Raw genomic sequence first — 24,995 nt, forward strand, 5'->3', positions numbered from 1 at the left:
CCGTCTATGCGGGAGAATTCAGCTAACCTATACGGCCTTCTGATAACGCAGCACGACGTTTCGGCTGTGGCTGCTAAAATCGGTGTGAGGAGCTCGCCATGAACATCCTTCAGTTCCTGCGCATCATATGGGCCCGTCGGATGGTCATCCTCGGGGCAATGACCGTGTTGTTCGTGGTCGCCCTCGCGGTCGTACAGATCGTGCCGCCTCGCTACAGGGCAACGACGCAGGTCATGCTCAATATCGTCAAGCCAGATCCGGTGACGGGACAGGTGATCGCAACAGCCTTTCTGCGAGCTTACACGAAGACGCAGACGGAGCTCGTAAAGGGCCAACAGGTCGCACAGTCGGTCGTCAAGGAACTCGCATGGGCGCAAGACCCTCAGATTCTGAAAGAGTATAATGAGCGCGACAGCAGCGATCGTCGGGATTTCGACCGTTGGGCGACCCAGAAAGTCATCGACGGCACTGAAGCCCGCTTGATTGACGCCAGCAACATTCTTGAAATCAGTTACTCGTCGAACGATCCGACGAAAGCAAAGCAGGTCGCCGACGCACTCAGCCGCGCTTACATGATGACGACGCTCCAGGAGCGTCGGGAAACCGCGCGCCGTAATGCGGACTGGTACGATGCCCAGGCGGAGAAGGCGAAGACGGAGTTGCTGCAGGCTGAGAAAGTGCGCTCCAACTTCGAACGTTCGAACGGCATCCTTCTTCAAGACAACAACACAGACCTGGACAGCGCCCGATTGGCGGCCCTGGCGGCAGCCGCGTCGGCGCCGGTCTTCAATGCCCCCGTCGTGACCTCTCAAAGCGCCATGCAGTTGGCTCAGCTTGAAAGCGAGATTTCTGAAGCTTCCAAGAACCTCGGGCCCAACCATCCCCGGCTCCAGGAAATGCAGCGGCGCCGCGCGCTGCTGGCTGCGGAGGTGGCCAAGGAGCGCGGTTCTCGAGGTACCGGTGGCGCATCGTCGGCTCAAGCGGCCGGCCTATTCGAAAGCCAGAAGAACCGGGTTCTCGGACAACGCGAGCTGGTGGAGCAGCTTCGCCTCCTTCAGACGGACGTCGAGCTTAAGCGCAACCAGTATACTCGCGCGGCAACGCGGGCGGCCGAATTGAGGCAAGAAGCGCAGGTTGCGGACACGGGGGTTACGCCGCTCGGCAGCGCCACAACGCCGCCGAGCCCCGAGTTCCCGAATAAGCCAATGATCCTGGGCGGAGCGCTGGCCGCTGGCGGCGCTCTTGGCTTCGTCGCAGCCCTTGCCCTAGAGCTGTTAGGGCGGCGCATCCGGGGCCCCGAGGACCTGCGGGTCGCTGTCGACGCTCCCATTCTTGGAATCATTTCACACAGCGCCGGCTTCCGGCGTCAGAGCGTGGCTCAACGGATTCGCACCCGCTTGGCCCTCCTCAACCGAAAGACGCGGATCGCGTGAACACCAACGTTACTTCCCGCAAGCCTCTCTCCGATGCGGATGATCTGTACGAGTTCAGCCCAGATCTCGTCACCTTGATCGACGGCCGGCACCAGGAGGCAGAGGCGATCCGAACGATGCGGACCCACATCCGGGCCCAGCATCTTGAGTGCGGCCGGCGCGGCCTAGCCTTCTGCGCGCCCAATCCTCAATCCGGCTGCACATATTCCGCGGCAAACCTTGCCGTGTCCCTCTCGCAGATTGGGGTGAATACGCTGCTCATCGATGCGGACATGCGCTCTCCTGGTGTGGACGAATTTATCCGCCCAAAGGCGAATGGGCCTGGTTTGCGCGAACTTCTTGGCGGCGCCGATGACTTGGAAGATGTCACTCACAAGGGCGTCCTTCCGAACTTGTCCGTTATCTTCGCAGGCGGCGTTTCGGCCGATGCCCAGGAATTGCTGGGGGGCGAGAGCTTCAAATCGTTGATCGTCCGCTGCCTTCGCGACTATGAGTGCACGATCGTCGACACACCGGCCGCGAATCTCTGCGCGGACGCCCGACGGATCAGTTCGGTAATCGGGTACAGCGCCGTCGTCGCCCGTCGGGATGTGAGCTTCATTGGTGAGGTGTCGGCTCTCGTGCGCCAAATCGAGGCGGATGGAGCTCGAGTTGTTGGCGCCATCCTCAACGAGCCCTGAGCCGCTCGCGTGCAGTCAGCTAACGGCTCGGCTGAGACCGGGCGGCTTTCGTTCAGGCGCTACGGCGGGTTGCCGACGGCATTGAGCACATGGGCAGTTGGATGACAGAGGCGTGTCCGACATGAAACTGCCGCGCATTGTTCGCGCCAAACCCGATGGCGCCTCCGTCACCGCGCCGGCCCTGCCGATCCGAAGACCTTATCACAGCGAGACTCCAAGGGCGCACACCCTCTGGCGTCAGTGGCTCGTGCTGTCCGCGCTCGCGGTCTGCATGATCGCTTACGGCTTCATGTTCTCATGGCTGCCGCCTTCATTCCTCCTGCTGCTACTCACGCCTATCGCGCTTGTGGCGCTTGTCGTCATCTGGGCTCTACCAGATACGGAGAGGCCGCCGATCCGCAGTATGGAATGGGCCTTCGCCTGCTATTTCATCTCCCTCATTCTTTGGCCGTACTATCTGGCAATCCAGATTCCGGGACTTCCACTTCTTGAGCTTCGGCGCCTATTCGCCGGAGCTATGCTGTTCTTTCTGCTCGTCAGTCTCTCCACCTCCCGCACCTTCCGACAGGAGATGAAAGAGATCGTCGTGGCCAATCGGACATTCGTCACGCTGCTCGTGTCGTTCGTCGCGGTTCAAGTGCTCTCCCTCATTCTTGCGAGAGAACGCATGCATGGCCTCATGACGGTAGTGAAGAACCAGCTAGGCTGGACGGCGGTCTTCTTTGTCTCTGTGTACCTCTTCTCCCAGCCAGGTCGAATGAAGCGCTGGGCGCTCACGCTTGTCGGCTTGGCGCTGACCCTCTCGGTCATCGGCTTCTTTGAGTATCGCAATCAGGGCGTTCTCTGGGCTGAGCATATTCCTTCGTTTCTCCGGGTGAACGATCCAGCGATGGTCAACCTGTTGACGGCGGTATTCCGGGAGGGCCGATACCGAGTCGTCACGACATTCTCCGTGTCGCTCTCGCTTGCTGAGTTTCTGGCTCTGGTGATGCCGTTCCTTATCCACGGCGTGCTTACGGCCAAGACGCCGCTCGTTCGGCTCGCCTGCATAGCCGCCGATATCGCCATCTTCTCGACCATCCTGCTGACGCAGGCCCGCGTTGGAATCGTAGGCGCGATCGTGGCGCACTCGTTCTACGGCCTTGTGTGGGCGGTGCGCCGCTGGAGGACCCAAAAGGGAAGCCTCATTGGGCCGGCGGCTACCCTCGCCTATCCCGCGCTCTTCGTGCTGTTGGGCGTCGCGGTGCTTTCGGTTGGGCGGCTTCGAGTTATGACACTCGGCGGCGGCACACACGCGGCGAGCACGACGGGCCGGCTCGAGCAGGCGGCGGCGACCGGCCCAGTTCTCCTGAGGAGCCCGCTGTTCGGGCACGGCCCTCGCCAGGGCGCGGGAGCGTTGGGTTACACCAATCCCGCTGGCGAAGTTTCGATCGATAGTTATTTGCTGGCAATGTTGCTGGACTACGGGATCGTGGGGTTCTTACTCTACTACGCCATGTTCATCTTCATGGTGATCCAGGCGCTGCGGGTAGGCAGTCGCTACGCAAACCCGGAACTGGCCTATGTCATGCCGGCTGGGGTCGCCCTGGTAGTCTGGCTCGCCTCGAAGGTCGTGCTGGCGCAAGAGGACAGCACCTCCTTCACCTACATGCTGCTCGGCCTGGTCGCCGCGTCAGTTTATCTGGCGCGCCGAATCCAAGCCAAGCAGGACGCCGTTGCAGTCGCCCCTCAGGTTGTAAGCCGGTCTAGGTAGGGCACGCGACGGAAGATAAGAGCCTTCGCGACGACGGGCCCCAGGATCCCTGCCGCAAGAAGCAGCGGGAAGAGCAGGAAGAATCCGCTTCCGTCCCAAGGAACAAAGAACAGCAACACACCCTTCGCCAAGCCGATGGCAACCGTATTCAGCAGGTATATGACGAAGCTGAAGCCCCCTAGGATGGCGAGCACGCCGCCGACCTCAGAGATCTTTCGGCGACAGAATCCGTGGAGAACGGGGATCGACAGGAATCCGCAGAGCAATATCGATAGATTATAGTTTGCGATCACCCTTGTAACGATAATCGCAGCCGCGAAGATTATTAGGTTGATCCAGAGATAGCGATCGACGAACGCAGTCCAACGTTCACGACGCTGTACAGCGAGGCCCGCGAAGAGAAAGAACGGTAGATACAAGAAGAATCTATCCGCATATAATATCGGCAAAACAGGAAGCACGCTTAGCGGTATGGAAATAAGGAGAAGCAACACTCTATTTGAAACGATGGCGTGAACAATAACCAGAACAACGGTATATTCGAACAGAACAAAAATATACCATACGGATTTTGCGGCGCTCGCTCGCGTGTCCCAGAATAGATTCACGATGTCCGCGAAAATGCTGTTCGAATAATTATCGACATGAATGAAATTCGCCGCGACGTGCTTTCCAATGACAATGAAGACGCCAAAAGCAAAGAAGGGGATGAGGAGCCGCTCAGCACGCTTCAGGAAGAAGCTTGGACGGCCACTCGATGGGATTTGATCGGAAGCTGTATAGTAGAACATGTAGCCGCTCAGATATATGAAGAACGGCATATGAAATGCATAGATGGCCGCGCGGAGCGTCATATACCAGTCGGCGCCCTCCGGTGGACGGCCCGTCACAAGGTGACCAAGCACCACCAAGAAAATCCCGAGCCCCTTGGCGCGATCAATGTCTGCAAGGTGCTCGCGCCGCGGACGAGCGCTTGAAGTCCCAGTACTCGTCTCGGTCGTCAAGTCGCACGCCTCCCGCATCACAGACCTGGAAATGCCGAAATCCCCCCAGCGAGGCAACCGGCGTGCGTCGGCCCGCGGGGACGCGCATCACCAGCCGCCAGCGAAGGCCGGAGCACACCGACCGCCGCATCGGCAATGATTGCACAATGCGGGGTGCCGCCTTGCCAAAGAATCGACGTTTCGCAGGATTAAGCAAACAGAAGGCTGGCCGACCCACTATACGTTTCAAAGACGCCCTGCGCTTGTCGGCCGCCCAATACGTCGCCGAAGCATGAAGGATGGAGATCGACTTGGCCGGCTGGAACCCGTTCACTCGTAAGGCGGCGATGAAGAAGTCGCGCGTCGACCCGGCGCCGGCCGCTCTTTCCAAGCCTGTGGCAAGCGAAACGACCCGGCGGGCACAGGAACTCAACCCCCTGCCCCGGTTCAATACGACCGCGAGCGATCAGGTCAGCGGACGCGGGCATGACCGTTTCAGCGCACTCCGCGCGAAGCTGCGGCACGCCTTTACGCCTTCGCAGCCGGTTGGAGATCGCAAGCTTTTTGCGGGTCGCGAGGAGGTATTGAAAACGATTATCCGCGCGATTGAGGACCAACGTCTGCACGTCGTGATCTATGGTGAGCGCGGGATCGGCAAGACATCGCTCATGCATGTCCTCACGCAGGCTGCAAGCGAAGCACGGTACATTGTCGTTTATACCTCATGCGGCGCCAATTCGACGTTCGACGACACGTTCCGCGCCGCGGCCGCCGAGATCCCCCTGCTGTTCCATTCGGGCTTTGCGCCCACCACGACCGAGGCCGAGACGGGAGCGTCCCTTGCCGACCTCCTCCCCAATGAGGCGCTGACGCCGCGGAAATTCGGAGATCTGTGCGCCAAGCTAACCGGCACCCGGGTGTTGATCATCCTTGATGAGTTTGATCGCGCCGGTTCCGGTTCGTTCCGGCGTGACGTCGCGGAGTTGATCAAGAACCTCTCTGACCGGCTCGGGCGTGTGCAACTCGTCCTGGCCGGTGTTGCGGCCGACCTTACAGAGTTGGTCGAGCACATCCCTTCGATCCGCCGCAACATCTTCGCGATGCGGATCCCTAAGATGAGCGAAGTCGAGGTTCTACAGATTGTCGCCAACGGCGAGCGAGAAACCGGCCTAAAGTTCGATAAGCAGGCCAGTGTCTTTGTCGTCGAAGTGTCGCGGGGCTCTCCCTACATCGCAAATCTGATATGCCACCACGCTTGCCACGCCGCGCTCGATGGCCAGCGTAGCTCCGTATACGCCGCTGATGTGGCTAGCGCCGTCGACCGTGCGATCATCGAATATGAGGGACGCGTGCCAACGCCGGCGCAGGTCCACGTCCGACGGGTCTTTGACCAAGGTCGCCAGGACGCGCTGGCTATGACGGCCCGTGCCGCACTCGCCGGCGACGGAACGTTCGACGCGCTGGATATCGAAGCAGCGAGCGAAATTGCACTTCGCAAGGCGCAGGAGGCCATCGACGCGCTAGTCGATGAGCGACTTCTCGAACCGGTACCAACTGAAGCCGTACACCAACGCTATCGGTTCACTGAGGACGGTCTGCCGACCCTAATTTGGATGATCTGGGCTCAGCGGAACCTGAACCGCGAGGCGGCGCCAGTGCGCGCTACCGCAGCCGCGTCCTAACGTGGGCCGGGGCAGTGGCCGGCTCGCAATGCGAGCCGGCCACCTGTCGTCATTTCGCGTCAGGCGCCCCACCGACGGCGGGCGCCGGAGCCGCAGGTTGCGCACTCGCTGTCGGCGCTGACGGCGACGCAGCTTTGCTCGGCGCCTTCGGAGGGGCCGGTTTGAAGGCCGGGTTGTACGTAATCTTACTCTCCGCGGCTTTGCGCATGCCCTCAATCTGCTTGCCCACGGTCTCGCCGGCGCGTTGCTGCCGCAGAACGTTCTGCGCGTAACTCACGGCGACGTCACCGGTCAACGGAACCGAACGTGACCCCGTGATCTGGTTGAACAGTAGTCGACCTCCCTGCGGGATGACGAAAATCTCCCCGTCAGGCAGCGCTAGAATTCCAGTCAGCAGACGTGGATCGGCCGTGAGTGTATCGAACACGGCGGCATTCTGCTGATACGGAACCCCTTCTTCATCCAACAACGTCTTGACCTCGCCTAGCGTCTTCAGCGGGCGCAAACGATCCGGTGTGATCTTGTTTGGTGCGGCGATAACTTGATCTACAACCAGGACCTTGCGCTCGGCGAAGCGGGTCGGATTCGCTGAGACGTAATCCTGCGCTTGCTGCTTAGTAGGCGGGGCGATCTTCGACGCGAGTTTGCGCTGATAGAGCTGTGCAAGCAGGGTCTCGCGGTAGCGGTCCACTTGCAGCGTATAATCGGCGCCCTTGTCGAGCTTCTCTTTACGCGCTTCCTGCGCGAGCATTCGACGGAGAATAATGCGCTGAAGAGCCTGTTGTTGGGCCGCCTTCATCACCGCAGGATCACGGGAGCCGAAACCACCAAGCTCTGCCCGAAGCTCGAGGCTGGTGATCTCCTCGCCGTCAACGGTAGCGACAACCTGGCCTGTGGGTTTGTCTCCCGCGACAAGCTTCTTCACACGGTCGCAACTCGAGACCATTAGGCCCGCGCTGACGGCGACCGCTAATACGACCATTCTTGACTTCACTTGCCTCTCCCTGGTGACTACGGCACGGCGTCGCACTCGGCCTGACAATGCACTACCTTCGTGTGCATGAAGTAATGGTATTCCGGCCAGTTGAGAATGCAGTTGCTGACCTCGCCGCTATCGTTCTTCGCCCGATTGGACCTGCGCGGGGTTCCCAACTACGTAGGCCCCGGGCGGCACGTCCCTGACCACGACTGCGCCAGGCGCAACCACCGCGCGATCACCTACCTCTACGCCGGGCATCACAATCGAGCGGGGACCGAGCACACAACCCTCGCCGATCCGCGTGTCCAGATAGATTCCACGCGTCATATCGTGAGTAAGGACAACAGCCTCCTCTTCAATGACGCTTCCGGCCGCGATATGTATGCCTCTTGGCCAAGTCCGGTCGATCAGGGCTGTAGGAGCGATCCTCGCCGACGGATGGATATCCATCCCCCAAACATGAATCTGGACGAGGCGAATTATGCGCCTCTTCAGACCGTCGATCACAAGACCCCCCGATTGTTTCCACCGCTCAGACGTGCGTGCAAATGTCAGCACGACGCAAGGAACCGAAAATGGCCCTGAGATCGTTAAATCAGCTTCGCACCTTTAGGAACACTCTCATACTGCTGCGGAACCGTTGGCTGACAAGCCGCATGGGCATCGTCTTCGGTCAAGGCGTCAGCATATCGCTATCGGCAAGATTTCGGTCAAACCAGAGGGGCGACATCGTCGTGGGAGATGACACCCTCATCGCCTTCAAGACTCTGTTTCTCACCCGCGACCACCGTAGTGGCGACGTAAAGCCGATCCGGATCGGATCGCGATGCTTCATAGGCGGCGGTAGCACCATCCTCCCCGGTGTTAGCATAGGGGATGAGTGCATCGTCGGCGGGGGCTCGGTGGTGTTTACCGATGTCCCGGCGCGCTCGATCGTCGTCGGGAACCCTGCCCGTGTGCTTCGCGGCGATATCGAGGTAGGTCGGCTCGGGCGCCTGAAGGGCGCCGACGAGAACACGCGCGTGATGTACCGGTAGCGATCCTCATCCGGGGCTGCTAGACGCGAGTCCCCGCAGGTAGCGCCCGTACTCGCTCTTGCCCTGGAATTCGGCCGACTTCATGAGCTCGGCCGAGTCGATCCAGCCGTTCTCGAAGGCGATCTCTTCCAGGCAGCCGATGCGCAGGCCCTGGCGCTGTTCGAACACGCGGATCAACTCGCCGGCCCCGATCAGGCTGTCGTGCGTGCCGGCGTCCTCCCACGCGAAGCCGCGACCCAGCAGTTCCACGTGCAGCTTGCCTTCCTGCAGGTAGACGTCGTTCAGGGCGGTGATCTCGAGCTCGCCCCGGGCGGAGCGCTCCAGCGTCTTGGCGATCTCGCTCGCGCGGCCGTCGTAGAAATAGAGGCCCGTGACCGCGTAGTTCGACTTCGGTTTCGCCGGCTTTTCCTCGATGGAGAGCGCCTTATTGTCGGGCGACAGCTCCACCACGCCGTAGCGCTCGGGATCGTGCACCGGGTAGCCAAACACCGTGGCGCCTTCCTGGCGCGCGTCAGCGTTCTTCAGCATCTGCACGAAGTTCTGGCCGAAGAAGATGTTGTCGCCGAGGATCAGGGTCGAGGGCTCGCCGCCCACGAACTCTTCGCCCAGCAGATAGGCTTCGGCGAGGCCGCCCGGCGTCGGCTGGATCACATATTCGAACCGCACACCGAACCGCGAACCATCGCCCAGAAGGCGCTTGAAGCCCGCCTGGTCCTCGGCCGTGGTGATGATCAGGATCTCGCGGATGCCGGCCAGGAACAGCACCGACAGCGGATAATAGATCATCGGCTTGTCATAGACCGGCAGCAGCTGCTTGCTGACCGCGATGGTCAGGGGGTGCAGCCGGGTGCCGGCGCCGCCGGCCAGGACGATACCGCGCCTCATGCCTTCACCAGGCCCAAGCGGTCGGAATGGAACCCGCGCTCACGGATCCGTTCGACCCAAGCGTAGTTGTCCACATACCAGCGCACGGTGTCCTCGAGACCCGCGTCCAGCGGCATCCGCGGCGTCCAGCCCAGCTCGCGCTCCAGCTTGGAAGCGTCGATCGAATAGCGGAAGTCGTGACCCGGACGGTCGGTGACGAAGGTGATCTTGTCGGCGTGGCTGGTGTTGGCCGGCGCCATCTTGTCGAGGTGGGCGCAGATGATCTTGATGACCTCGAGGTTACGCTTCGAAGCGTCGCCGCCGATGCAGTAGGTGTCGCCCAGCTTGCCCTTGGCCAGGACCAGCAACAGCGCCTCGGCATGGTCGTCAACGTGCAGCCAGTCGCGCACCTGGCGGCCGTCGCCATAGACCGGGATGGTCTTGCCTTCCAGCGCCCGGGTGATGACCGTGGGGATCAGCTTCTCGGGAAATTGGTAGGGACCGTAGTTGTTCGAGCAGTTCGTGATGACGACCGGGAACTTGTAGGTGTGCCCCCAGGCGCGGACCAGATGGTCGGACGCGGCCTTGGACGCCGAATAGGGCGAACGCGGGTCGTAGGGCGTCTCCTCGGTGAAGTCGCCGTCCTCGCCCAGGGCGCCGAACACCTCGTCGGTGGAGATGTGGTGGAAGCGGAACGCGTCCTTCCGGGCGCCGTCCAGCTTGTTCCAGTACGCGCGGGCCACCTCCAGCAGGATCGCCGTGCCCAGGATATTGGAGCGCACGAAGTCCAGCGGCCCTTCGATGGCCCGGTCGTTATGGCTCTCGGCGGCCAGGTGCATCACTGCGTCGGGCTGATGTGTCTCGAACACCGCCTCCACCTTCGCGCGATCGCAGATGTCGACGTGTTCGAACGCGTAGCCGGGCTGGCTCGCCACGCTCTCGACGTTGTCCAGGTTCGCCGAGTAGGTCAGCGCGTCCAGGTTCACGACCTGATGGCCATCCGCAATGGCGCGGCGCACGACCGCAGACCCGATAAAGCCTGCTCCGCCCGTAATCAGGATCTTCAATGACGCCCCCGGCGCTGCAAACGACGGCCCTCCTTACTATGAAAGGAGGCCGGTTCAAGGCGGTTGGTTATGGGTCATCACCCGCTAACGACCGGTGACCAGATTCAGATCGAGCTTCGCCGGCGTCTCGTCCGCCGGCCGCCCGTGCCGGCGCTCGATGTCCTTCTGGAGGGCTCGCGCGGCGAAGGCGTGGCCGGTGAACAGGGTGTCGATCGCCCAGCCGATCAGCGGCACGCCGGAGGCGACACTGTCCAGGCCGAGATAGGCGGCCATGCGCCCGATGGTCTTGCGCGAGGCGCCGGCCTGGACCGCCTCGGTGAGAAGCAGGGCTGCGGCGCCCACGGAATAGACGGTTCCCGCCACCGGCACCCACGCGAGCACGCCGTCGACACCCAGGCCCCACGGGCCGAAGCCGACCACGCGGTCCGAGAGCTGCTTCACCCGTTCGGCCCGCCGCCAGGCCCGATGCGCGCGGTCACGGTCTTCGTCCATGGGCAATGAAAGCCCCTCCTCCGCGGCCGGTTCCCGCTAGATCATGTCGCCGGCGGCGGCGTCGAGCAGCAGGAAGACCCGCCCGCCTTCCGCCGCCAGCATGCCCGACAGCAGCAGGCCCGCCGGATCCCGCTGAACGGTGTCGTCGATCAGCGTCTTGTACCGGCGCAGGTAGACCTCGGTGCGGCGCTTCACGTCGTCGTCGGTGAAGAGACGGCGGGCGATCCGGCGCGTGGCCGCCGGCGCCAGCTTGCGCACCACCTCGCGGCCGCCCTCGCGGTCGCCGGTCTGCAGCGCGGCCGCGATCTCCTCGATGCGCGCGCCGGGCAGCAGCTTCGCCGGATCGACGCCCATTCGGGCCAGCTCGGCGCCCAGCACGTCCTCCAGCCGCTCGCCCTCGCCGTCCGCCCCGTCCAGCGAGGCCAGCAGATCCTTCCACGTCCAGGTCTCGCCGCCCTCGTCGCCATCTTCGGCCTCGGCTCCGGCCGGCGCGGCAGGCGGCCCACCCGCGGCCTCGAACACCGCCGAGAATTCCCGGTCGGTGGCGGTCGGCGTCAGGCGGATCCGATTGCGCAGGCCGATCCGATCGGCCAGCGCGGCGCCGGCCGGCTCGACGGGCGTTTCCAGCTCGAGCGTCTCTTCGATCTCGGCCTCGGCGGACGGAAGCGGGGGGGCCTTCGCCTTGCGAACCGGCGGCGGCGGCGGCGCGACAGGCGACGCTGCGACGGGGGGCGCCGCGACGGCCGCCACGCCCATCAGCTTCACCGCCTCGGACAGCATCTCGAAATTGCGACGCACGCGGTCCTGGAAGGCGGCGTCGATGGCCTGGGCCTCCTCGGCCGTGCGGCGGGCCTGGGCCATCAGCTCGTCCATCCCGTCCGCCACCGCGGCCCGAACGCGATCGGCCTGGCCGGCGGCCGCGGCCGGCAGTTTCGCCGCGCGCTCTTCCAACTCCGCCATCATCGCGGCCAGTTCGTCCAGGGTGGCCCGCGCCGCCTTGGCGCCGTCCTCCAGCTTGCGCGCCGTGACGGCTCCCGCCTCCTCGACCATCCGGGAGGATTGCTCGACCAGCGCCCTCGCCTCCTCCAGCCGCGCCTCGAACACCTGGTTAGCCTTCTGGCCCGCGCTGAAGGCGGCCTCGGAAAGCTGGTCGACCTGCTCGCGCGCGGTTCCGGCGTGGCGGGCGGCGGCGGCTCGGGTCTCCTCCGCGGCCTTGGCCAGGGCCTCGATGGCCGCGCGGGTCTGGGCCTCCAGCTGCGCCCGCTGCTCGGCGGCGGCGGCCGACACCGCCTCAAGCGACTGCAGCGTCGACTGGCCGAACTCCTCGCGCTCGGCCTTGGCCGTCTCGGCGATATCGCGGAATTGCAGCGCCGCATCCGACATCAGGCGGCGAAGCTGCTCTCCGCCCGTGAGCGCGCGTTCGCTCATCTCGGCGGCGGACGCGCGCGCCTGGTCGATGAACTGCCCCAGGGTGGCCGCGTGGGTGTCGGCATTTGCGGCGAACGCCTCGTGATCGCCTTTGAGCGTCTGGCTCAAGGCCACGAGGGCGGCGCGCTGCTCGGTCAGCCCGGCTTCTACCGCCCGCACCTGGTCGGCGACGCCGAGGCCGGCCGTCTCGAGACGGGCGATGTGCCGGGTGAGGTCCTCGCCCGCCGTGCGCGCGACGTCGCTCGCCTCTCCGGCGGCCGCCGCCAGATCGGCGGCCCGGGCCTGGAGGGCGTCTTCGGCCTCGCGGATCTGGGTCTCGGCCACGCCCGTGGCTTCGGCGATCATCCGGGCCTGCTGTGCGACGGCATCGGTTACCCGGTTGGCCTGGGCGTCGAGGCTCTGGGCCAAGGCTCCCATTTCGGAGCGCTCACGGCCGAGGGTGGTCGCCAGCTCCTGCGCGGTGCGCGCCGACTGGGCGGTGGCCCCGGTGAGCTTGTCGGTCTCGAACGCGAGGGCTTCGCGCATGGCGAGCAGGGTCTCGCGCGCCTCCTCCGCGGCGGCGGCGGCGCGCTCGATCTCTTCGCGGACCGCCAGGGTGACGTCGCCGGCGCGGGCCGCAGCGGCGACCGCGGGGGCCAGCATGTCCTCGGCCATCGCCCGGGCGCGCCGGGTCTCGTACCCCAGCTTCTGCGCCTGGCGGATCAGGTAGGCGGCGCCCAGGACGAAGATGGCCGGACCGACGGCGAGCAGGGCGAAGACGGTCAGCGCGAAGGCGTCGTCCTGAAGCGGGGCGACCTTGTTGCGATATCCCACCGCGAAGGCGATGGGGGCCAGCGCCCAGAGCGCCGCCACCGCAAAGGCGATCAGCCACGTCGGCCAGCCCGACGGCGGGGGATCGGCCGGGTCGAGCGCGGCATAACCATCGGGCTCGCCGGACGCCGTCACGGCCCGCGCGCCGGGCATCACCACCGCGTGGGCGCCGCGGGACGCTTCCATCGTCCGAAATCCGACCGGCTCGGACGTCTCCATAGGCTCGGTCGCCATGTTGGCCGCCTCAGCCGCGTGGGGATCCTCGTCCGGGCCCCCGAAGTCCATCGGTCGCGGCCGCTTGGAGAACCTCATCTACGCCCGTTCCTTCCGACTGTCCGGCCAGCGCGCCCATGGCGCACACCTATCCAGGGGCGCAGGATTACCCTCGGCGCGAGCCGACGCAAACAGGCGGAACGTCTCAGACCCGCGCTTTGCGATATCGCAGGCCTTGAAGCCGCGTAACTGCAGACGCTGCGGATCGCCGCAAGTTCTCGACGGATCCGTTTGATCTCTTGTCGCCTGGTCCATTCGCCAGTTGGGCGCGGGCCCCCATCCGCGCTCGTTGAGAGGCTTTGGCCCCGTATCGGACGTGGCGTACCAGGGTGCTGCCAAATGGGAATAGGGGAAGGCGAGCGCGTCGCGGCGTCCCGACGGCGATCGACCGACATGAAGGTGGCCGCAGATGCGGTAGGCTGACACCTTCCCTCATGGGTAAAGTGTGTATCCAGCATCATCGCTCGCGCGAACTCCGACACATGCTGCACAAGTACATGGAGGCCTTGAGCAGCTCGCTAGGGCGATCGGCGGTGTGTCTAACGCCGGAAGCTTCGGATCAGCAGGATGAGGCCGGTGAGGGCCAGCCAGGTGGCGGCGGCGGCGGCAGTGACGACCAACGGGTGGTTGAAGGTCTGGCGCTGGCCGTAGTCCATGATGTGCAGCATCCAGGCGATGTCCCACAGGCGCCAGGTGTCGGTCCTGACCCCCACGACTTCGCCGTTGGCTTCCGACACCAGAAGCGTGCTGCGGTCCTTGTCGGCGAACTCCACACGCCAGACCGGCAGCGGCGCGTCGCGGGTTTCGGGCGTGGGCTGGGCGATGCGCCGCACCGATCGGACCGGGGCGTCGCCGCTGTAGCGCGCGACCGCCAGCGCCCGAGCCTTCGCGGCGTCGATGACGATCCGCCGGCCGTTGACGGCATCGAGCAGCACGACGGCGTCGGGGGTCGTCGCTTCATACACATAGGTGTCGAACAGCGGCTTCAGCTGCAGCCTCAGGATCGGCGCCCCGACACGCTCGGCCACCGACGCCAGCGGCAGCGGCGCGGCGGGCGCTGGGATCTGCGCCACCGGCAGTATCGCCGCCTCGCCGCTGACCGCGCTGGAATCCAGCAACGCCATGAACGCCCCGCTGCCGGCCCACAGCAGGACCTGCAGGCCCAGGATCAAGCCGAGCCATTTGTGAAGACTGCGGATTACGAACAAGGTGGCGGTCTCACGCAACCGCACCGCGCCGGCGGCGCCGGCGGCGGAAGCTGTAGAATAGGAGCCAGCCGCCGGTGACGGCCGACCCCACCGCCAGCCAGGTGAAGGCCCTGAGCAGCGGATTGTTCACGTCCGTCCGCCCCTCGTAGTCCATGATGTGGAGCATCCAGACGACGTCGAACGCGCGCCACAGATCGTGCCGGCGCGACACCAGTTCGCCGGTCTGGGGCGAGATGTAGAACGTCGGCCGCCAGGCGCCCTCGAACTCCACCCGCCAGATCGGCGTCGCCCGGCCCTGGATTTCCAGCGGCGCCTTGGTGAGCAGCGTGGCGCTGACGATCTCGCCATCCTCCGCGAACAGCGCCTTGGCCCGGGCCCGCGCCTCGGCCTCGCCCAGCGGCGACAGTTTGCGGCCACTGCGGGCGTCGAAGAGCGCCCGGCCCGCCTCGGCGTCGACCACATAGACCGGCCGGCCGGCCTGGACCTCCAGCCGGGCGCTTTTCAGGCCCGGCGCCAGGTGCGCGAGGTGCGCCGGCTCGACCAGGCCCGCGACGGGAAGCGGCCTTGGCGGGACCGCCTTCACCAGGCGATCGCCGTGGATGATGTCGATATGGACCGCGGCCATGTAGAGGCCGCCGAGCATCCAGAGGACCGCCTGGATCCCCACGACCAGAGCGAGCCACTTGTGAAGCCGGCGCGCCAGGGCCGGCCAGCGCAACGGCGGCCTAGAACCAGGCCCGGAGACCGGCGACGAACCGCGTGTCCTCGACATCTTCCCCCTCGGCGCGCGCGAAGTCGGCCGTATCGCCGAACTTGCGGCTCCAGACCACGCCGACATAGGGCGCGAACTCCCGCTTGATCTCATAGCGCAGCCGCAGGCCCAGTTCTGCATCGGAAACGCCGGATCCGACGGCGCGCGTGGGGATGTCCTCGGCCGCGAAGTTCACCTCGGCGCGCGGTTGCAGGACCAGCCGTTGCGCGAGGCGCAGGTCGTAGGTCCCCTCCAGCCGCCCGAGCAGTTCGCCCTTGTTCGACAGGAACAGGGCGCCCTCGGCCTCGAACCAGTAGGGAAGCAGGGTCTCGAAGCCGACGGTGGCGTAGGTCCGCTGCGGTCCGGGTTCGAAGTCGTGCCGCACGCCGAGCTGCAGGTCGGTGTAGACGCCGACGGCGCGCGAGTAGAGCGCCTGGACCTCGGCGTCGTCGACGCCATGGTCCCAGCTTCCCTCGCCCTCGGACTTCAGGACCAGGCGATTCAGGTCGCCGCCGTACCAGGCCTCGGCGTCCCAGTGGTAACCGCCGTCCGAGCCGAGCAGCGCCTCGGACAGGTTCAGCATGACCTTGGACAGGCGCGCCCCGCCATGCTCGCCGGCGAGGATGGCGCGGCCTCGGTCCATGGCGGCCGCGCCGAAGATCCGGTCGGCGGCGTTGTCCCTGGCGACGGGCGGAGCGGGCTCGGACCCCACGGGGAGATCGGCCCCGGTCTGCGGCGCAGCCATCGCGTGGCCGGCATGCGGATCGGCTAGCGCCGGGGCGGGCATCCGATGGCCGGCGTGAGGATCGGCCGGCGGCGACGCCTGCGGCATGGCGTGCCCGGCGTGCGGGTCGGCCGGCGCCGATATGCGGTGACCGGCGTGCGGATCCGCGGGCGGCGAAGCCTGCGGCATCGCGTGGCCGGCGTGCGGATCCGCCGCCGGGACGGGCTGCGCATGGTGAGCGTGCGGGTCGGGCGTCTGCGCCAGGGCGGGCGCGGCGGCGGCCAACGGCAGCAAGGCCAGGAGAATCAGGCGGCTCATGCGGCGCCTCCGTCGAGGGGGCGGACCTTGAACACCTGAAACATGCCGGCGTGCATGTGGTACATCATGTGGCAGTGGAAGGCCCAGTCGCCCCGCTCCGCCGTCACATCGAAACTCACCTTACCGCCCGGCAGGACGTTGACCGTGTGCTTGCGCGGCATGCGCCCCACCGGCCCGTGGACCAGCTCGAAGAAGTGGCCGTGCAGGTGAATGGGATGGGTCATCATGGTGTCGTTCACCAGGGTTACGCGCACCCGCTCCCCGTGCCGGAAGGTATAGGGCGGCGGGCGGTCGGACCATTTCCGGCCGTCGAACCCCCACATGAAGCGCTCCATGTTGCCGGTGAGCCGGATCTCCACGGCCCGGGAGGGCGCGCGGGTGTCGGGGTTGGGCTCCAGGGCGAGGAGATCCTTGTAGACCAGCACCCGGTGGCCGACGCTCTCCAAGCCCTGCCCGGGTTCGCCGGTGCGGTCCGCCGGCGAGGCCGCGATGGACTGGACGCCAGGGCCAAGCTGAAGCTGCGGCGCGTTCCGCGGGTCGCGCATGGACATCTCCATGCCGCCCATGGCGTCCGAACCGCGCACACGGGGCGGCGCCATGCCGGGCGCGGCGGACGACGCTGCGCCGTGGCCCATGGCGGCGTGATCCATGGCCCCATGCGCCATGCCGCCATGCCCCGCGCCGGCGCCCGCCGAGGCCCCATGGGCGTGGGCCGCCATGTCCATGCCCATGTCCTTCATGGTTCCCAGCGGCCGCGCGCGCAGCGGCGGAACCTCGGCCGTCATCCCGGGCCGCGGGGCCAAGGTCGCGCGGCCCAGGCCCGACCGGTCGACCGCCTCGGAGACGATCGTGAAGGCGCGGTCTTCGGTCGGCTGGACGATGACGTCGTAGGTCTCGGCGTTGCCGATCTGGAATTCGTCCACTTCGACCGGCTGCACGTTCTGCCCGTCGGCGGCCACGACGGTCAGCTTCAGGCCCGGGATCCGCACGTTGAAGATGGTCTGGGCGGCGGCGTTGATGAACCGCAGCCGCACCCGCTCGCCGGGCCGGAACAGGGCCGTCCAGTTGTCCTTCGGCCCGTGGCCGTTGATCAGGAACCGATACGCCGCGCCGGTGACGTCCGAGATGTCGGTGGGGTCCATCAGCATGCGGGACCACTCGATCCGCTCCTGCAGGGTCTGGTCCCGCCCCGCCAGCAGGCCGGCGACGGTCTGCTTCTGGTAGTTGAAGATGCCGCCCTGCTGCTTCAGCTTCTGGAAGATGCGGTGCGGGTGCAGGAAGCTGTAGTCCGACAGGACCAGCACGTGCTCCCGGTCGTAGGCCACGGGGTCCGCGCCCGCCGGGTCGATCACGATGGGCCCGTAATGACCCTCCTGCTCCTGCAGGCCGGAATGGCTGTGGTACCAGTAGGTCCCGCTCTGGATGATCGGGAACTCGTAGGTGAAGGTCTCGCCCGGCCGCACACCCGGGAAGCTGACGCCCGGCACGCCGTCCATCTCGAACGGCACCAGGAGGCCGTGCCAGTGGATGGAGGTGTCCTCATCCGTCAGCGCATTGGTCAGCGACAGGCGGACCTTCTGCCCCTCCTTCAGACGGATCAGCGGGGCGGGCACAGTTCCATTGATCGTGACCGCGTGTCCGGGTCGCCCGTCGACGGTGAGATGACTGCGGGCGACCGTCAGCTTGATGTCTTCACCCGAGAGCGTGGGGAGGGTCGCCAGACCCGGCGCCGCGCTCTGGGCCCATCCGGGGAAGAGAGCGGTCGCCGCAAGTCCGCCTCCGGCCAAGGTCGCGCCCCGCAGAAGCTGGCGGCGGCTCAAGGCGTCGTGCATCGTCCATCCTGGATCTGAACGGCCCCAGAGGGGCCCACTGGCGGGTATACGCACCGCGATCCCCCATCCCTCAAGCTTCGCCGGGTGATTTTTCGATTGGCCGAATGCGGGGCCTTCGACGCTGGTGCGTATACTCCGGGTGCAACCCCATGAGATCACGATGACCACTGCTCCCCGTAATGACCGCCTGTCGAAGAGCCGCCGGAGCCTGCTGGCAGGCGCCGCGGCGCTGGCCTTCGCCGGCTGCGCCCGGGCCGAGGCGCGCGAGCTGACGGTCTACAAGACGCCCTGGTGCGGCTGCTGCAAGGGCTGGGTCACGCACATGACCCGGTCCGGCTTCCGGGTGAAGGTGGTCGAGCTGGAGGATCTAGCGCCCATTCGGGAGCAGTATGGGGTCCCCTTCCGGCTGTCGTCCTGCCACACCGGCGTGGTGGGCGGCTATGTCGTGGAGGGCCACGTTCCCCCGGCCGACGTGGCGCGGCTGCTTCGGGAGCGACCGCGCGGCCTTGGCCTCACTGTCCCCGGCATGCCGATCGGATCGCCCGGCATGGAGCAGCCTGGCGGCGCGACCGAGCCATACGAGACGCAGCTGCTGTTGGACAGAACCGGCCGCACGCGCACCTTCGCCCGTCACGGCTGAGGTTGCGGTAAGGGGTTCGCGACCTGCGTGCGTATATCCGCTGAGGAACAGAAGGAACCTGCGCCATGGCCGACGATCTGGACCGGATGCTCGCCCGCCTTGCGCGTGAGGCCGGCCTTCAGGCGCCCGACGGGTTCGAGGCCCGCGTGCTGGCCGGCGTGGCCGCTCGCCGCGAGGCCCTTCGCGCCGGCCACGCCCTGGGACCGGCGCAGTTCGCAGCGGTGGGCCTCGCGCTGGCGGTCGGCGTGACGGCGGGCGGCCTCGCCGGTGTTCGCACGGTGGTCGGCTCGCACGGCTTCGACACGTTCTCGACCGCGACCCACCTGGCGCCCTCGACGCTGCTGGAAGGCGACGGATGACCTTTACGCCCAGACTTCTTCTCACCCTCGTGCTGTCGGTGATCGTCGCCTTTGCCGGCGCGTGGGCCGGCGCGAAGTACATGGTGGCGCGCACTCAGCCGGAGGCGCCGCTGCACGACCTCGTGCACAGGAAACTGAACCTGACGGCCGAGCAGGAGCGCCGCATCGATGAGCTGGAAAGCACCTTCGCGGTGCGCCGCCAGGCCCTAGAAGCCGAGATGCGGGCCGCCAACGCGGACCTCGCGCGCGCCATCGCCGCAGAGCATGCCTATTCGCCGGGGGTGCAGCAGGCCGTCGACCGATTCCATCGCGCGATGGGCGAGTTGCAAAAGGAAACGATCCTGCACGTGCTCGCCATGCGCCGGGTCCTGACGCCCGAACAGGCTGCTACCTTCGACGACACGGTGGTGAAGGCGCTGACCGAAGACGCCACGTGAGCCCGGCGGACGAGCCGACCGACGCCGACCTCGCCCGGGCGGCGGCGGCGGGCGATGAGCGGGCCTATGCTCGCCTCGTCGCGCGTCACAAGGATGGATTGCTTCGCCTGATCGGGAGGTACCTCGGGCGTCCGGACGAGGCGCAGGAGGCCGCGCACGAGGCGTTCATCGCGGCCTGGAGCGCCCTGCCCCGCTACGATACCGCCCGTCCCTTCGGGCCCTGGCTGCGGACCATCGCCATCAACAAGGCGCGCGACCGGGGGCGGCGACTGGCGTTTCGGCGGCTGTTGTTCGGCGACCGGCCGCCGGAGGATACCGCGGCGCGCCATCATCCCGATCCGGCCGCCACGCCCGACGAGGCCATCTCGGACTTGGAGCGGCTGCGCCTGCTGGAGCGGGCCATCGCTCAGCTTCCCGATGCCTTGAAAGCCCCGCTCGTGCTGACGGCGCTGGAGGGGTGTTCGCAACAGGAGGCGGGCGACATCCTCGGACTCACCCCCAAGGCCGTCGAGACGCGGGTCTATCGCGCCCGCCGCGTCCTGGCCGAAACGCTTGGGACAACCCTGCGGGCAGATCCCTGATCGGGCGGATCAGTGGGCGCGGGCCAGCGCCAGCTCCGGTTCGCGCGGCAGGCCGAACGCCCTCAGGCTCGCCGGCAGCCGTGCGCTCATCCGCGTCGCTTCGCGCATCGAGGCGAACGGCGTCGCCGACGCGGGATCGGCGACCCACACCATGCGGCCGACAGGGGTCATCTGAAGGTACTGGTCGATGTGGTGGCCGGTATCGGTCCTGGCGACCAGGGCGGGGGCGATCGGGGCGACGATGCTGGGCATGGCGGGGTCCTTCGTGTTGACCCACAGTCGCCGAGCCCCTGCGCCGTCGCCATTCGGGAGCTCCCCCTAGGTAGCGATACGGAGCGGGCGCAAGGCGGAGATCAGGCTCCGCGCTCGCGGATTCCAACGCCGTCGCGGACCTTGTCCGACGGAAAGACGACCACCCGCTCGCCGGGCTGCAATCCCTTGCGGATCTCGGCCTCATCGTCGGTCATGGCGCCCACGGTCACGGGCGAGAGCCGCGCGCGGCCGCCGACGACGCGGAACACCGCCCAACCCCGTCCCTCGCGAACCAGGGCGCCCACCGGGGCCTTCACCGCGTTCGCCTCGCGCCGCAGCACCACCCGTCCCCAGACCCGGTAGCCGGGCCCCAGGCGCGACCAGCGAGCGGGATCGCCGGCGAACTGGAGCAGGACGAGGACGCGCTGTTCCTCCACGCCAAGGGCCGAGACCTTGGTGAACCCCTGGGGCTCCACGCGGCGCACGATAGCGGGGATGGTCCCTTCGCCGCCCCAGTCGAAGATCTCGGCGGGCATGCCCTCGCGGACCCGCACGGCATCCTGTGTGAGAAACTCGATCGCCGCTTCCAGGCCGCTCTGGTCGCCGATCTCCACGAGCGGAGCGCCCATGGCCACGGTCCGCTCGCTCTCTTGCAGCACCCGCGTGACGTAGCCGGAGGCCGGCGAAGTGACGGGCACGGCCCGGCCGTCCGCCGCATCGGGACCCAGCAGCGCCGAGCGCGCAGCCGCCAGTTCGGAGCGGCGCACGATGAGTTGCGCGGCGGCGGCCCGCACGGCCGCCCGCGCCGCCCGGGCCCCGGCCTCTGCGGAATCCAGCGCCTGGCTGGCGGCGAATCCCCGCTCGGCCACGGTCCGCGTCCGGGCCAGGTCGTTGTCGGCCTTGCGCGCCTCTGCCGCGAGCTGGTCCTGCTGGGCGGCGGCGGCGGCGGCGCTAACCGCGGCCTGGGCGGCGGCCACCGCGGCCTGGGCCTGCGCCCGCGCGCGGGGATCGAGCAGGTCCGCGCTGGCGGGCCAGATGTGCGCGACGACCGTCTGACCGGCGGTGACGCGGTCGCCGACGTGCAGGGCGACGCGCTGCAGGCGGCCCGAGACCGGCGCGGCCACCACATAGGCCTCGCGGACGCGTGCGAAACCCTGGTCGGCGACGCTCTCGTCGATGGCTCCGCGGGTCACCGCCGCCACGTCGGCCTCCACCGGCCGGGGCGCGAACAGCATGGCGAGCGCGGCGGCCACCAGGCCCACGAGGACCGCCCCGATCGCCCACCGCACCCACTTGGTCTTGGCCATCGTCTATTCCCTCGTCTTCAGGACGGTCACGAGGTCGAAACCCCAGATGCGCCGCCCCACCAGCAGGGCGGCCAGGCTCACGGCCGCGAGATAGGCCAGGAGCGAGATTCCATAGCTGCGCGGGCCGATCACCGCGGGCAGGCGCATCTCGTCGCGCGAATAGGCCGCCACGAGACCGTGGGCGAGAGCCTGGCCGCCCAGCATGCCCAGGGGGATCGCCGCGAGCGCCAGGATCGCCAGTTCGCCCACCAGGATGTAGGCGCACTCCCCCTGCCCGAACCCCAGCACCCGCAGGGTCGCCAGGTCGCGGGCGCGCTCCGACAGTGCGATGCGGCTGGTGTTGTAGGCGACCCCGAAGGCGATTGCGGCGGCAAAGCTGACGTAGAAGCTGATCATCACGCGGAAGGCCTCGGCCATGGCCTGCCGCCAGTTGGCCACGGTGTCGTCGCGCGACGAAGAGCCGATGATCTGGGGGATCCCCTCGATGGCGCGATAGAACGCCGGCCGTGCGTCCGGCGCTACGAGGAGCTGGGCGCCGCTGGCCAGGTCGCCCTCGCCCATCAGGTGGTTCAGCTCGCGCCGGGGCATGTAGGCGGCAAAGCCGCTGTAGTCGCGGGCCAGGGCCGTCACCGGCAGGTCGGCCGCCGGTCCGGAGCCGTCGATCACCTCCACCCGCACGCTGTCGCCCGGCTCCAGCCCCAGGCGGGCGGCGAGCGCCTCGCTGATCACCAGTCCGCGCCCCTTGAAGGGGATCGGCCGGTCCAGCCCGTCCAGCGGCCGCTGAAAGCTGGCCCCGGGATCGAGGCCGACGATGCGGGTCATCTCCTCGCGCCCGCCGGCCTTGAGGCGCGCCGCCACGATGCGGACCGGCTCGGCGGCGAAAACGCCGGGAAGCCGCTGAACGCTCGCCAGCGCGGCGACGCTGCGCGCCTCTGCGAAGCCGACGGACTCGCTCCAGCGCTGGGTTCGGTAATAGGCCTGGTCGACGACCTTATCGAGGCTGTCGAACAGGAACTGTGTCCCCACCAGCAGGGTGAGGCTGGAGGCCAGGCCCAGGATGGCCAGCGTGGCCCGCATGGGAAACCGCTCCAGGTTCCGCACGATGATGCGCGTGGCCTGGTCGACCGAGCCGTCCCGCGCCACACGGTCCAACAGTCCCTCGCGATAGGCGGTCGGCCGGAGTGGTTGCATGGCGAGGGCCGGCGACAGCCCAGCCGCACGCCGCACCGCCGCCAGGGATCCCAGCATGGTCGCGGCGATCGCCACCCCCGCCGAACAGGCGAACGCGCCCCAATGGAAACGCGGCTCCAGCAGGGGAAACCGGAAGTACTCGCGATACTGGTCGACGATGGCCGCGGCCAGGCCGCCCCCCGCGAGGCCGCCGGCGATCGCGCCCGTCAGGCCGATCACCGCGGCGAGCCGCAGGTATGGGACCGCCGCCTCGCGGTCGCGATAGCCGAACGCCTTCAACAGGCCGATCTGCTCGCGTTCCGCCTCGACCAGGCGCGAAACCGTGAGGTGCACGAGCGCCGCGGCGATCACCAGGAAGATCGGCGGCAGAATCGAGGCCGAGGTCGAGAGCTCCTTCAACTCGGCGGCCAGGAAGGCGTGCGAGGCCTGGTCCTCGCGCGCATAGGCCGCCCGCCCCCCGTAGGGGGCGAGCATCCGGTCGAGGTCCGCAAGGACCGCGGGGACCGACGCCCCGGGGGCCACCCTGAGCGCGACTGCGTTCACCGCCCCGTTCATGCCGGCCGCCCGCTCGACGGCCGGCCGCGGCGCCCAGAATACGGCCTGGTGGGCGTCGTCGGGCATGAAGGACTCGGGCGCCGGCACATAGACGTACTCAGGCGACAGCGCCGCGCCGACGATGGTGAAGGTGAAGGCGCGGCCATCGATGACGGCGGTCAGCCGATCCCCCAGCCGGACCCTCGCCGCCTCCATGAAGGTCTTCAGCGCCACCGCCTCGTCGAGCCGGTTGGGGTCGGGCATCCGGCCTTGCGTCAGGGTGATCCGGTTGAGGGCCCGACGCTCGTCGTCGGGCAGCGAGATCACCCGTGCGATCGCCGGCCGCGACAACCCGGGAACGTCCATCAGGCCGCTCTCGAGGATGCGGGCGTCCACCGTCGTCACACCGTCCAGCCGCGACAGGTCGCGGGTCACGGACGCCGGCATACGCTTGGCCTGCGCGAAGACGTCGGCGAACCGGCTGTCGGCATAGAAGGCGTCCTGGGCGCCGGCCAGCGCCCGCTGCGCCGACAGCGACATCACCGCGACCGCGACGCCGCAGCCGACCAGCAGGGCGATCGCCATCACCTGCCACTTGAGGCGCCAGAGGTCGCGCAGGAGCTTGCGGTCGAGCGCCTTCACCAGCTCACCTCCCGCGGCGCGAGTTTCCGCGCGTTGGGCTGCACCTCCTGGATCCGCCCGTCGCGGAACCGGATCACGCGGTCGGCCATGCCCGCGATGTCGGTGTTGTGCGAGACGATCATGGCGGTCGCGCCGACGTCGCCGGTGACGTCCACGATGGCCTCCAGCACCTGGACGCCGCTGTCGCTGTCGAGGGACCCTGTCGGCTCGTCGCAGAGCAGCAACTCCGGCCGCTTGGCGATGGCGCGGGCCACGGCCACGCGCTGCTGCTGGCCGCCTGAGAGCTGAGCCGGGAAATGGTCCATCCGATCCGCCAGCCCGACCCGCGCAAGGGCTTCCTCCGGGGACATCGGGTCCGTGGCGATCTCGGTTATCAAGGCCACGTTCTCGCGGGCCGTCAGGCTGGGCACCAGGTTGAAGAACTGGAAGATGAAGCCCACGGAGCGCCGCCGGTAGCGCGTGAGCTCCGTCTCGCTGGCGCCGGTCAGTTCGAAGTCGTGGAAGCGCGCGGATCCGGAACTCGCCCGGTCCAGGCCGCCCAGGATGTTGAGCAACGTCGACTTGCCCGAACCTGAGGGTCCCAGCAGCACCAGGGTTTCGCCGGCCAGGATCTGCAGATCGACGCCTCGCAGCGCATGCACATCGCCCGCCCCGGTGCGATAGACTTTGCTGAGGCCGCGGACATCGAACGCGACCTTCGGACCGGGCGCTGGAGGGGCGGTCGCCATCTTTGCTCCC

At 67.2% G+C, this 24,995-nt stretch carries 24 protein-coding genes; 9 read left to right on the top strand and 15 right to left on the bottom strand.

Annotated features, from left to right (window positions below; genetic code table 11):
* Positions 1-98: 98 nt before the first annotated feature.
* The 3 genes from A2790_RS22430 to A2790_RS22440 all read left to right on the top strand — a co-directional run bounded on the left by A2790_RS22430 (position 99) and on the right by A2790_RS22440 (position 3,866).
* A complete protein-coding gene (locus tag A2790_RS22430; RefSeq protein WP_293396701.1) occupies positions 99-1,433 on the top strand; it encodes a Wzz/FepE/Etk N-terminal domain-containing protein in 1,335 nt (444 codons plus the stop codon).
* Entirely contained in the window at positions 1,430-2,113 is a 684-nt protein-coding gene (locus tag A2790_RS22435; protein WP_293396704.1) for a CpsD/CapB family tyrosine-protein kinase, read from the top strand. Before A2790_RS22430 ends, A2790_RS22435 begins: the two co-directional genes overlap by 4 nt.
* A gap of 121 nt (positions 2,114-2,234) precedes the next feature.
* Positions 2,235-3,866, top strand: a complete 1,632-nt coding sequence (locus A2790_RS22440) for an O-antigen ligase family protein (protein ID WP_293397105.1) — start codon at positions 2,235-2,237, stop codon at positions 3,864-3,866.
* Here A2790_RS22440 and A2790_RS22445 read toward each other — a convergent pair.
* A complete protein-coding gene (locus A2790_RS22445) occupies positions 3,842-4,870 on the bottom strand; it encodes an acyltransferase family protein (protein ID WP_293396707.1) in 1,029 nt (342 codons plus the stop codon). The genes A2790_RS22440 and A2790_RS22445 overlap by 25 nt on opposite strands.
* A gap of 278 nt (positions 4,871-5,148) precedes the next feature.
* Between A2790_RS22445 and A2790_RS22450 the strand changes: the two genes are divergently transcribed.
* Entirely contained in the window at positions 5,149-6,531 is a 1,383-nt protein-coding gene (locus A2790_RS22450; RefSeq protein WP_293396710.1) for an AAA family ATPase, read from the top strand.
* Between the two features lie 49 nt (positions 6,532-6,580).
* Here A2790_RS22450 and A2790_RS22455 read toward each other — a convergent pair whose 3' ends face one another.
* Positions 6,581-7,456: a hypothetical protein gene (locus A2790_RS22455; RefSeq protein ID WP_293396713.1), complete on the bottom strand. Its 876-nt coding sequence runs from the start codon at positions 7,454-7,456 to the stop codon at positions 6,581-6,583.
* Positions 7,457-7,642: 186 nt separating this feature from the next.
* Positions 7,643-7,960: a DapH/DapD/GlmU-related protein gene (locus A2790_RS24470; protein ID WP_363081581.1), complete on the bottom strand. Its 318-nt coding sequence runs from the start codon at positions 7,958-7,960 to the stop codon at positions 7,643-7,645.
* Positions 7,961-8,166: 206 nt separating this feature from the next.
* Between A2790_RS24470 and A2790_RS22460 the strand changes: the two genes are divergently transcribed.
* A complete protein-coding gene (locus A2790_RS22460; RefSeq protein WP_293396716.1) occupies positions 8,167-8,547 on the top strand; it encodes a DapH/DapD/GlmU-related protein in 381 nt (126 codons plus the stop codon).
* 6 nt (positions 8,548-8,553) lie between these two features.
* On the opposite strand, the gene rfbA is transcribed toward A2790_RS22460, so the two are convergent.
* The 8 genes from rfbA to A2790_RS22500 all read right to left on the bottom strand — a co-directional run bounded on the left by rfbA (position 8,554) and on the right by A2790_RS22500 (position 18,314).
* Complete coding sequence (gene rfbA, locus A2790_RS22465; RefSeq protein ID WP_293396719.1) at positions 8,554-9,432, bottom strand: glucose-1-phosphate thymidylyltransferase RfbA; 879 nt, start codon at positions 9,430-9,432, stop codon at positions 8,554-8,556.
* Positions 9,429-10,478: a dTDP-glucose 4,6-dehydratase gene (gene rfbB, locus A2790_RS22470; RefSeq protein WP_293396723.1), complete on the bottom strand. Its 1,050-nt coding sequence runs from the start codon at positions 10,476-10,478 to the stop codon at positions 9,429-9,431. The genes rfbA and rfbB overlap by 4 nt, the downstream gene beginning before the upstream one ends.
* 84 nt (positions 10,479-10,562) lie before the next feature.
* A complete protein-coding gene (locus tag A2790_RS22475; RefSeq protein WP_293396726.1) occupies positions 10,563-10,970 on the bottom strand; it encodes a DUF4112 domain-containing protein in 408 nt (135 codons plus the stop codon).
* Between the two features lie 36 nt (positions 10,971-11,006).
* Entirely contained in the window at positions 11,007-13,520 is a 2,514-nt protein-coding gene (locus A2790_RS22480; protein ID WP_293396729.1) for a polar localization protein TipN, read from the bottom strand.
* A gap of 500 nt (positions 13,521-14,020) precedes the next feature.
* Positions 14,021-14,713: a PepSY domain-containing protein gene (locus tag A2790_RS22485; RefSeq protein ID WP_363081524.1), complete on the bottom strand. Its 693-nt coding sequence runs from the start codon at positions 14,711-14,713 to the stop codon at positions 14,021-14,023.
* Positions 14,700-15,407: a PepSY domain-containing protein gene (locus A2790_RS22490; RefSeq protein WP_293396735.1), complete on the bottom strand. Its 708-nt coding sequence runs from the start codon at positions 15,405-15,407 to the stop codon at positions 14,700-14,702. The genes A2790_RS22485 and A2790_RS22490 overlap by 14 nt, the downstream gene beginning before the upstream one ends.
* Before the next feature lie 7 nt (positions 15,408-15,414).
* A complete protein-coding gene (locus A2790_RS22495) occupies positions 15,415-16,482 on the bottom strand; it encodes a copper resistance protein B (protein WP_293396738.1) in 1,068 nt (355 codons plus the stop codon).
* Positions 16,479-18,314, bottom strand: coding sequence for a copper resistance system multicopper oxidase (locus A2790_RS22500; RefSeq protein ID WP_293396741.1), 1,836 nt, complete (start codon positions 18,312-18,314; stop codon positions 16,479-16,481). The genes A2790_RS22495 and A2790_RS22500 overlap by 4 nt, the downstream gene beginning before the upstream one ends.
* Before the next feature lie 160 nt (positions 18,315-18,474).
* Between A2790_RS22500 and A2790_RS22505 the strand changes: the two genes are divergently transcribed.
* From A2790_RS22505 to A2790_RS22520, 4 genes are all read left to right on the top strand, one after another.
* Entirely contained in the window at positions 18,475-18,954 is a 480-nt protein-coding gene (locus A2790_RS22505; RefSeq protein WP_293396744.1) for a DUF411 domain-containing protein, read from the top strand.
* Between the two features lie 65 nt (positions 18,955-19,019).
* Positions 19,020-19,313 (top strand): hypothetical protein, encoded by a 294-nt coding sequence (locus A2790_RS22510; RefSeq protein WP_293396747.1) that lies wholly within the window; start codon positions 19,020-19,022, stop codon positions 19,311-19,313.
* A complete protein-coding gene (locus A2790_RS22515) occupies positions 19,310-19,750 on the top strand; it encodes a periplasmic heavy metal sensor (RefSeq protein WP_293396749.1) in 441 nt (146 codons plus the stop codon). The genes A2790_RS22510 and A2790_RS22515 overlap by 4 nt, the downstream gene beginning before the upstream one ends.
* Positions 19,747-20,331: a sigma-70 family RNA polymerase sigma factor gene (locus A2790_RS22520; protein WP_293396751.1), complete on the top strand. Its 585-nt coding sequence runs from the start codon at positions 19,747-19,749 to the stop codon at positions 20,329-20,331. The genes A2790_RS22515 and A2790_RS22520 overlap by 4 nt, the downstream gene beginning before the upstream one ends.
* 9 nt (positions 20,332-20,340) lie before the next feature.
* Here the strand turns inward: A2790_RS22520 and A2790_RS22525 are convergent, their stop codons facing one another.
* The 4 genes from A2790_RS22525 to A2790_RS22540 all read right to left on the bottom strand — a co-directional run bounded on the left by A2790_RS22525 (position 20,341) and on the right by A2790_RS22540 (position 24,985).
* Complete coding sequence (locus tag A2790_RS22525; protein WP_293396754.1) at positions 20,341-20,583, bottom strand: hypothetical protein; 243 nt, start codon at positions 20,581-20,583, stop codon at positions 20,341-20,343.
* 101 nt (positions 20,584-20,684) lie between these two features.
* A complete protein-coding gene (locus tag A2790_RS22530) occupies positions 20,685-21,890 on the bottom strand; it encodes an HlyD family efflux transporter periplasmic adaptor subunit (RefSeq protein WP_293396757.1) in 1,206 nt (401 codons plus the stop codon).
* Positions 21,891-21,893: 3 nt separating this feature from the next.
* Positions 21,894-24,257: an FtsX-like permease family protein gene (locus A2790_RS22535; RefSeq protein WP_293396760.1), complete on the bottom strand. Its 2,364-nt coding sequence runs from the start codon at positions 24,255-24,257 to the stop codon at positions 21,894-21,896.
* Complete coding sequence (locus tag A2790_RS22540; protein WP_293396763.1) at positions 24,254-24,985, bottom strand: ABC transporter ATP-binding protein; 732 nt, start codon at positions 24,983-24,985, stop codon at positions 24,254-24,256. The genes A2790_RS22535 and A2790_RS22540 overlap by 4 nt, the downstream gene beginning before the upstream one ends.
* Positions 24,986-24,995: the final 10 nt, after the last annotated feature.

The organism is Phenylobacterium sp. RIFCSPHIGHO2_01_FULL_69_31 (assembly GCF_001824475.1).
GTDB lineage: Bacteria > Pseudomonadota > Alphaproteobacteria > Caulobacterales > Caulobacteraceae > Phenylobacterium.

Coding starts and splice junctions, on each gene's coding strand:
- A2790_RS22430 (WP_293396701.1), top strand. CDS start 99: ATGAACATCCTTCAGTTCCTGCGCATCATATGGGCCCGTCGGATGGTC.
- A2790_RS22440 (WP_293397105.1), top strand. CDS start 2,235: ATGAAACTGCCGCGCATTGTTCGCGCCAAACCCGATGGCGCCTCCGTC.
- A2790_RS22450 (WP_293396710.1), top strand. CDS start 5,149: ATGGAGATCGACTTGGCCGGCTGGAACCCGTTCACTCGTAAGGCGGCG.
- A2790_RS24470 (WP_363081581.1), bottom strand. CDS start 7,960: ATGGATATCCATCCGTCGGCGAGGATCGCTCCTACAGCCCTGATCGAC.
- A2790_RS22460 (WP_293396716.1), top strand. CDS start 8,167: ATGGGCATCGTCTTCGGTCAAGGCGTCAGCATATCGCTATCGGCAAGA.
- rfbA (WP_293396719.1), bottom strand. CDS start 9,432: ATGAGGCGCGGTATCGTCCTGGCCGGCGGCGCCGGCACCCGGCTGCAC.
- A2790_RS22475 (WP_293396726.1), bottom strand. CDS start 10,970: ATGGACGAAGACCGTGACCGCGCGCATCGGGCCTGGCGGCGGGCCGAA.
- A2790_RS22480 (WP_293396729.1), bottom strand. CDS start 13,520: ATGAGGTTCTCCAAGCGGCCGCGACCGATGGACTTCGGGGGCCCGGAC.
- A2790_RS22495 (WP_293396738.1), bottom strand. CDS start 16,482: ATGAGCCGCCTGATTCTCCTGGCCTTGCTGCCGTTGGCCGCCGCCGCG.
- A2790_RS22500 (WP_293396741.1), bottom strand. CDS start 18,314: ATGCACGACGCCTTGAGCCGCCGCCAGCTTCTGCGGGGCGCGACCTTG.
- A2790_RS22505 (WP_293396744.1), top strand. CDS start 18,475: ATGACCACTGCTCCCCGTAATGACCGCCTGTCGAAGAGCCGCCGGAGC.
- A2790_RS22510 (WP_293396747.1), top strand. CDS start 19,020: ATGGCCGACGATCTGGACCGGATGCTCGCCCGCCTTGCGCGTGAGGCC.
- A2790_RS22515 (WP_293396749.1), top strand. CDS start 19,310: ATGACCTTTACGCCCAGACTTCTTCTCACCCTCGTGCTGTCGGTGATC.
- A2790_RS22525 (WP_293396754.1), bottom strand. CDS start 20,583: ATGCCCAGCATCGTCGCCCCGATCGCCCCCGCCCTGGTCGCCAGGACC.
- A2790_RS22530 (WP_293396757.1), bottom strand. CDS start 21,890: ATGGCCAAGACCAAGTGGGTGCGGTGGGCGATCGGGGCGGTCCTCGTG.
- A2790_RS22540 (WP_293396763.1), bottom strand. CDS start 24,985: ATGGCGACCGCCCCTCCAGCGCCCGGTCCGAAGGTCGCGTTCGATGTC.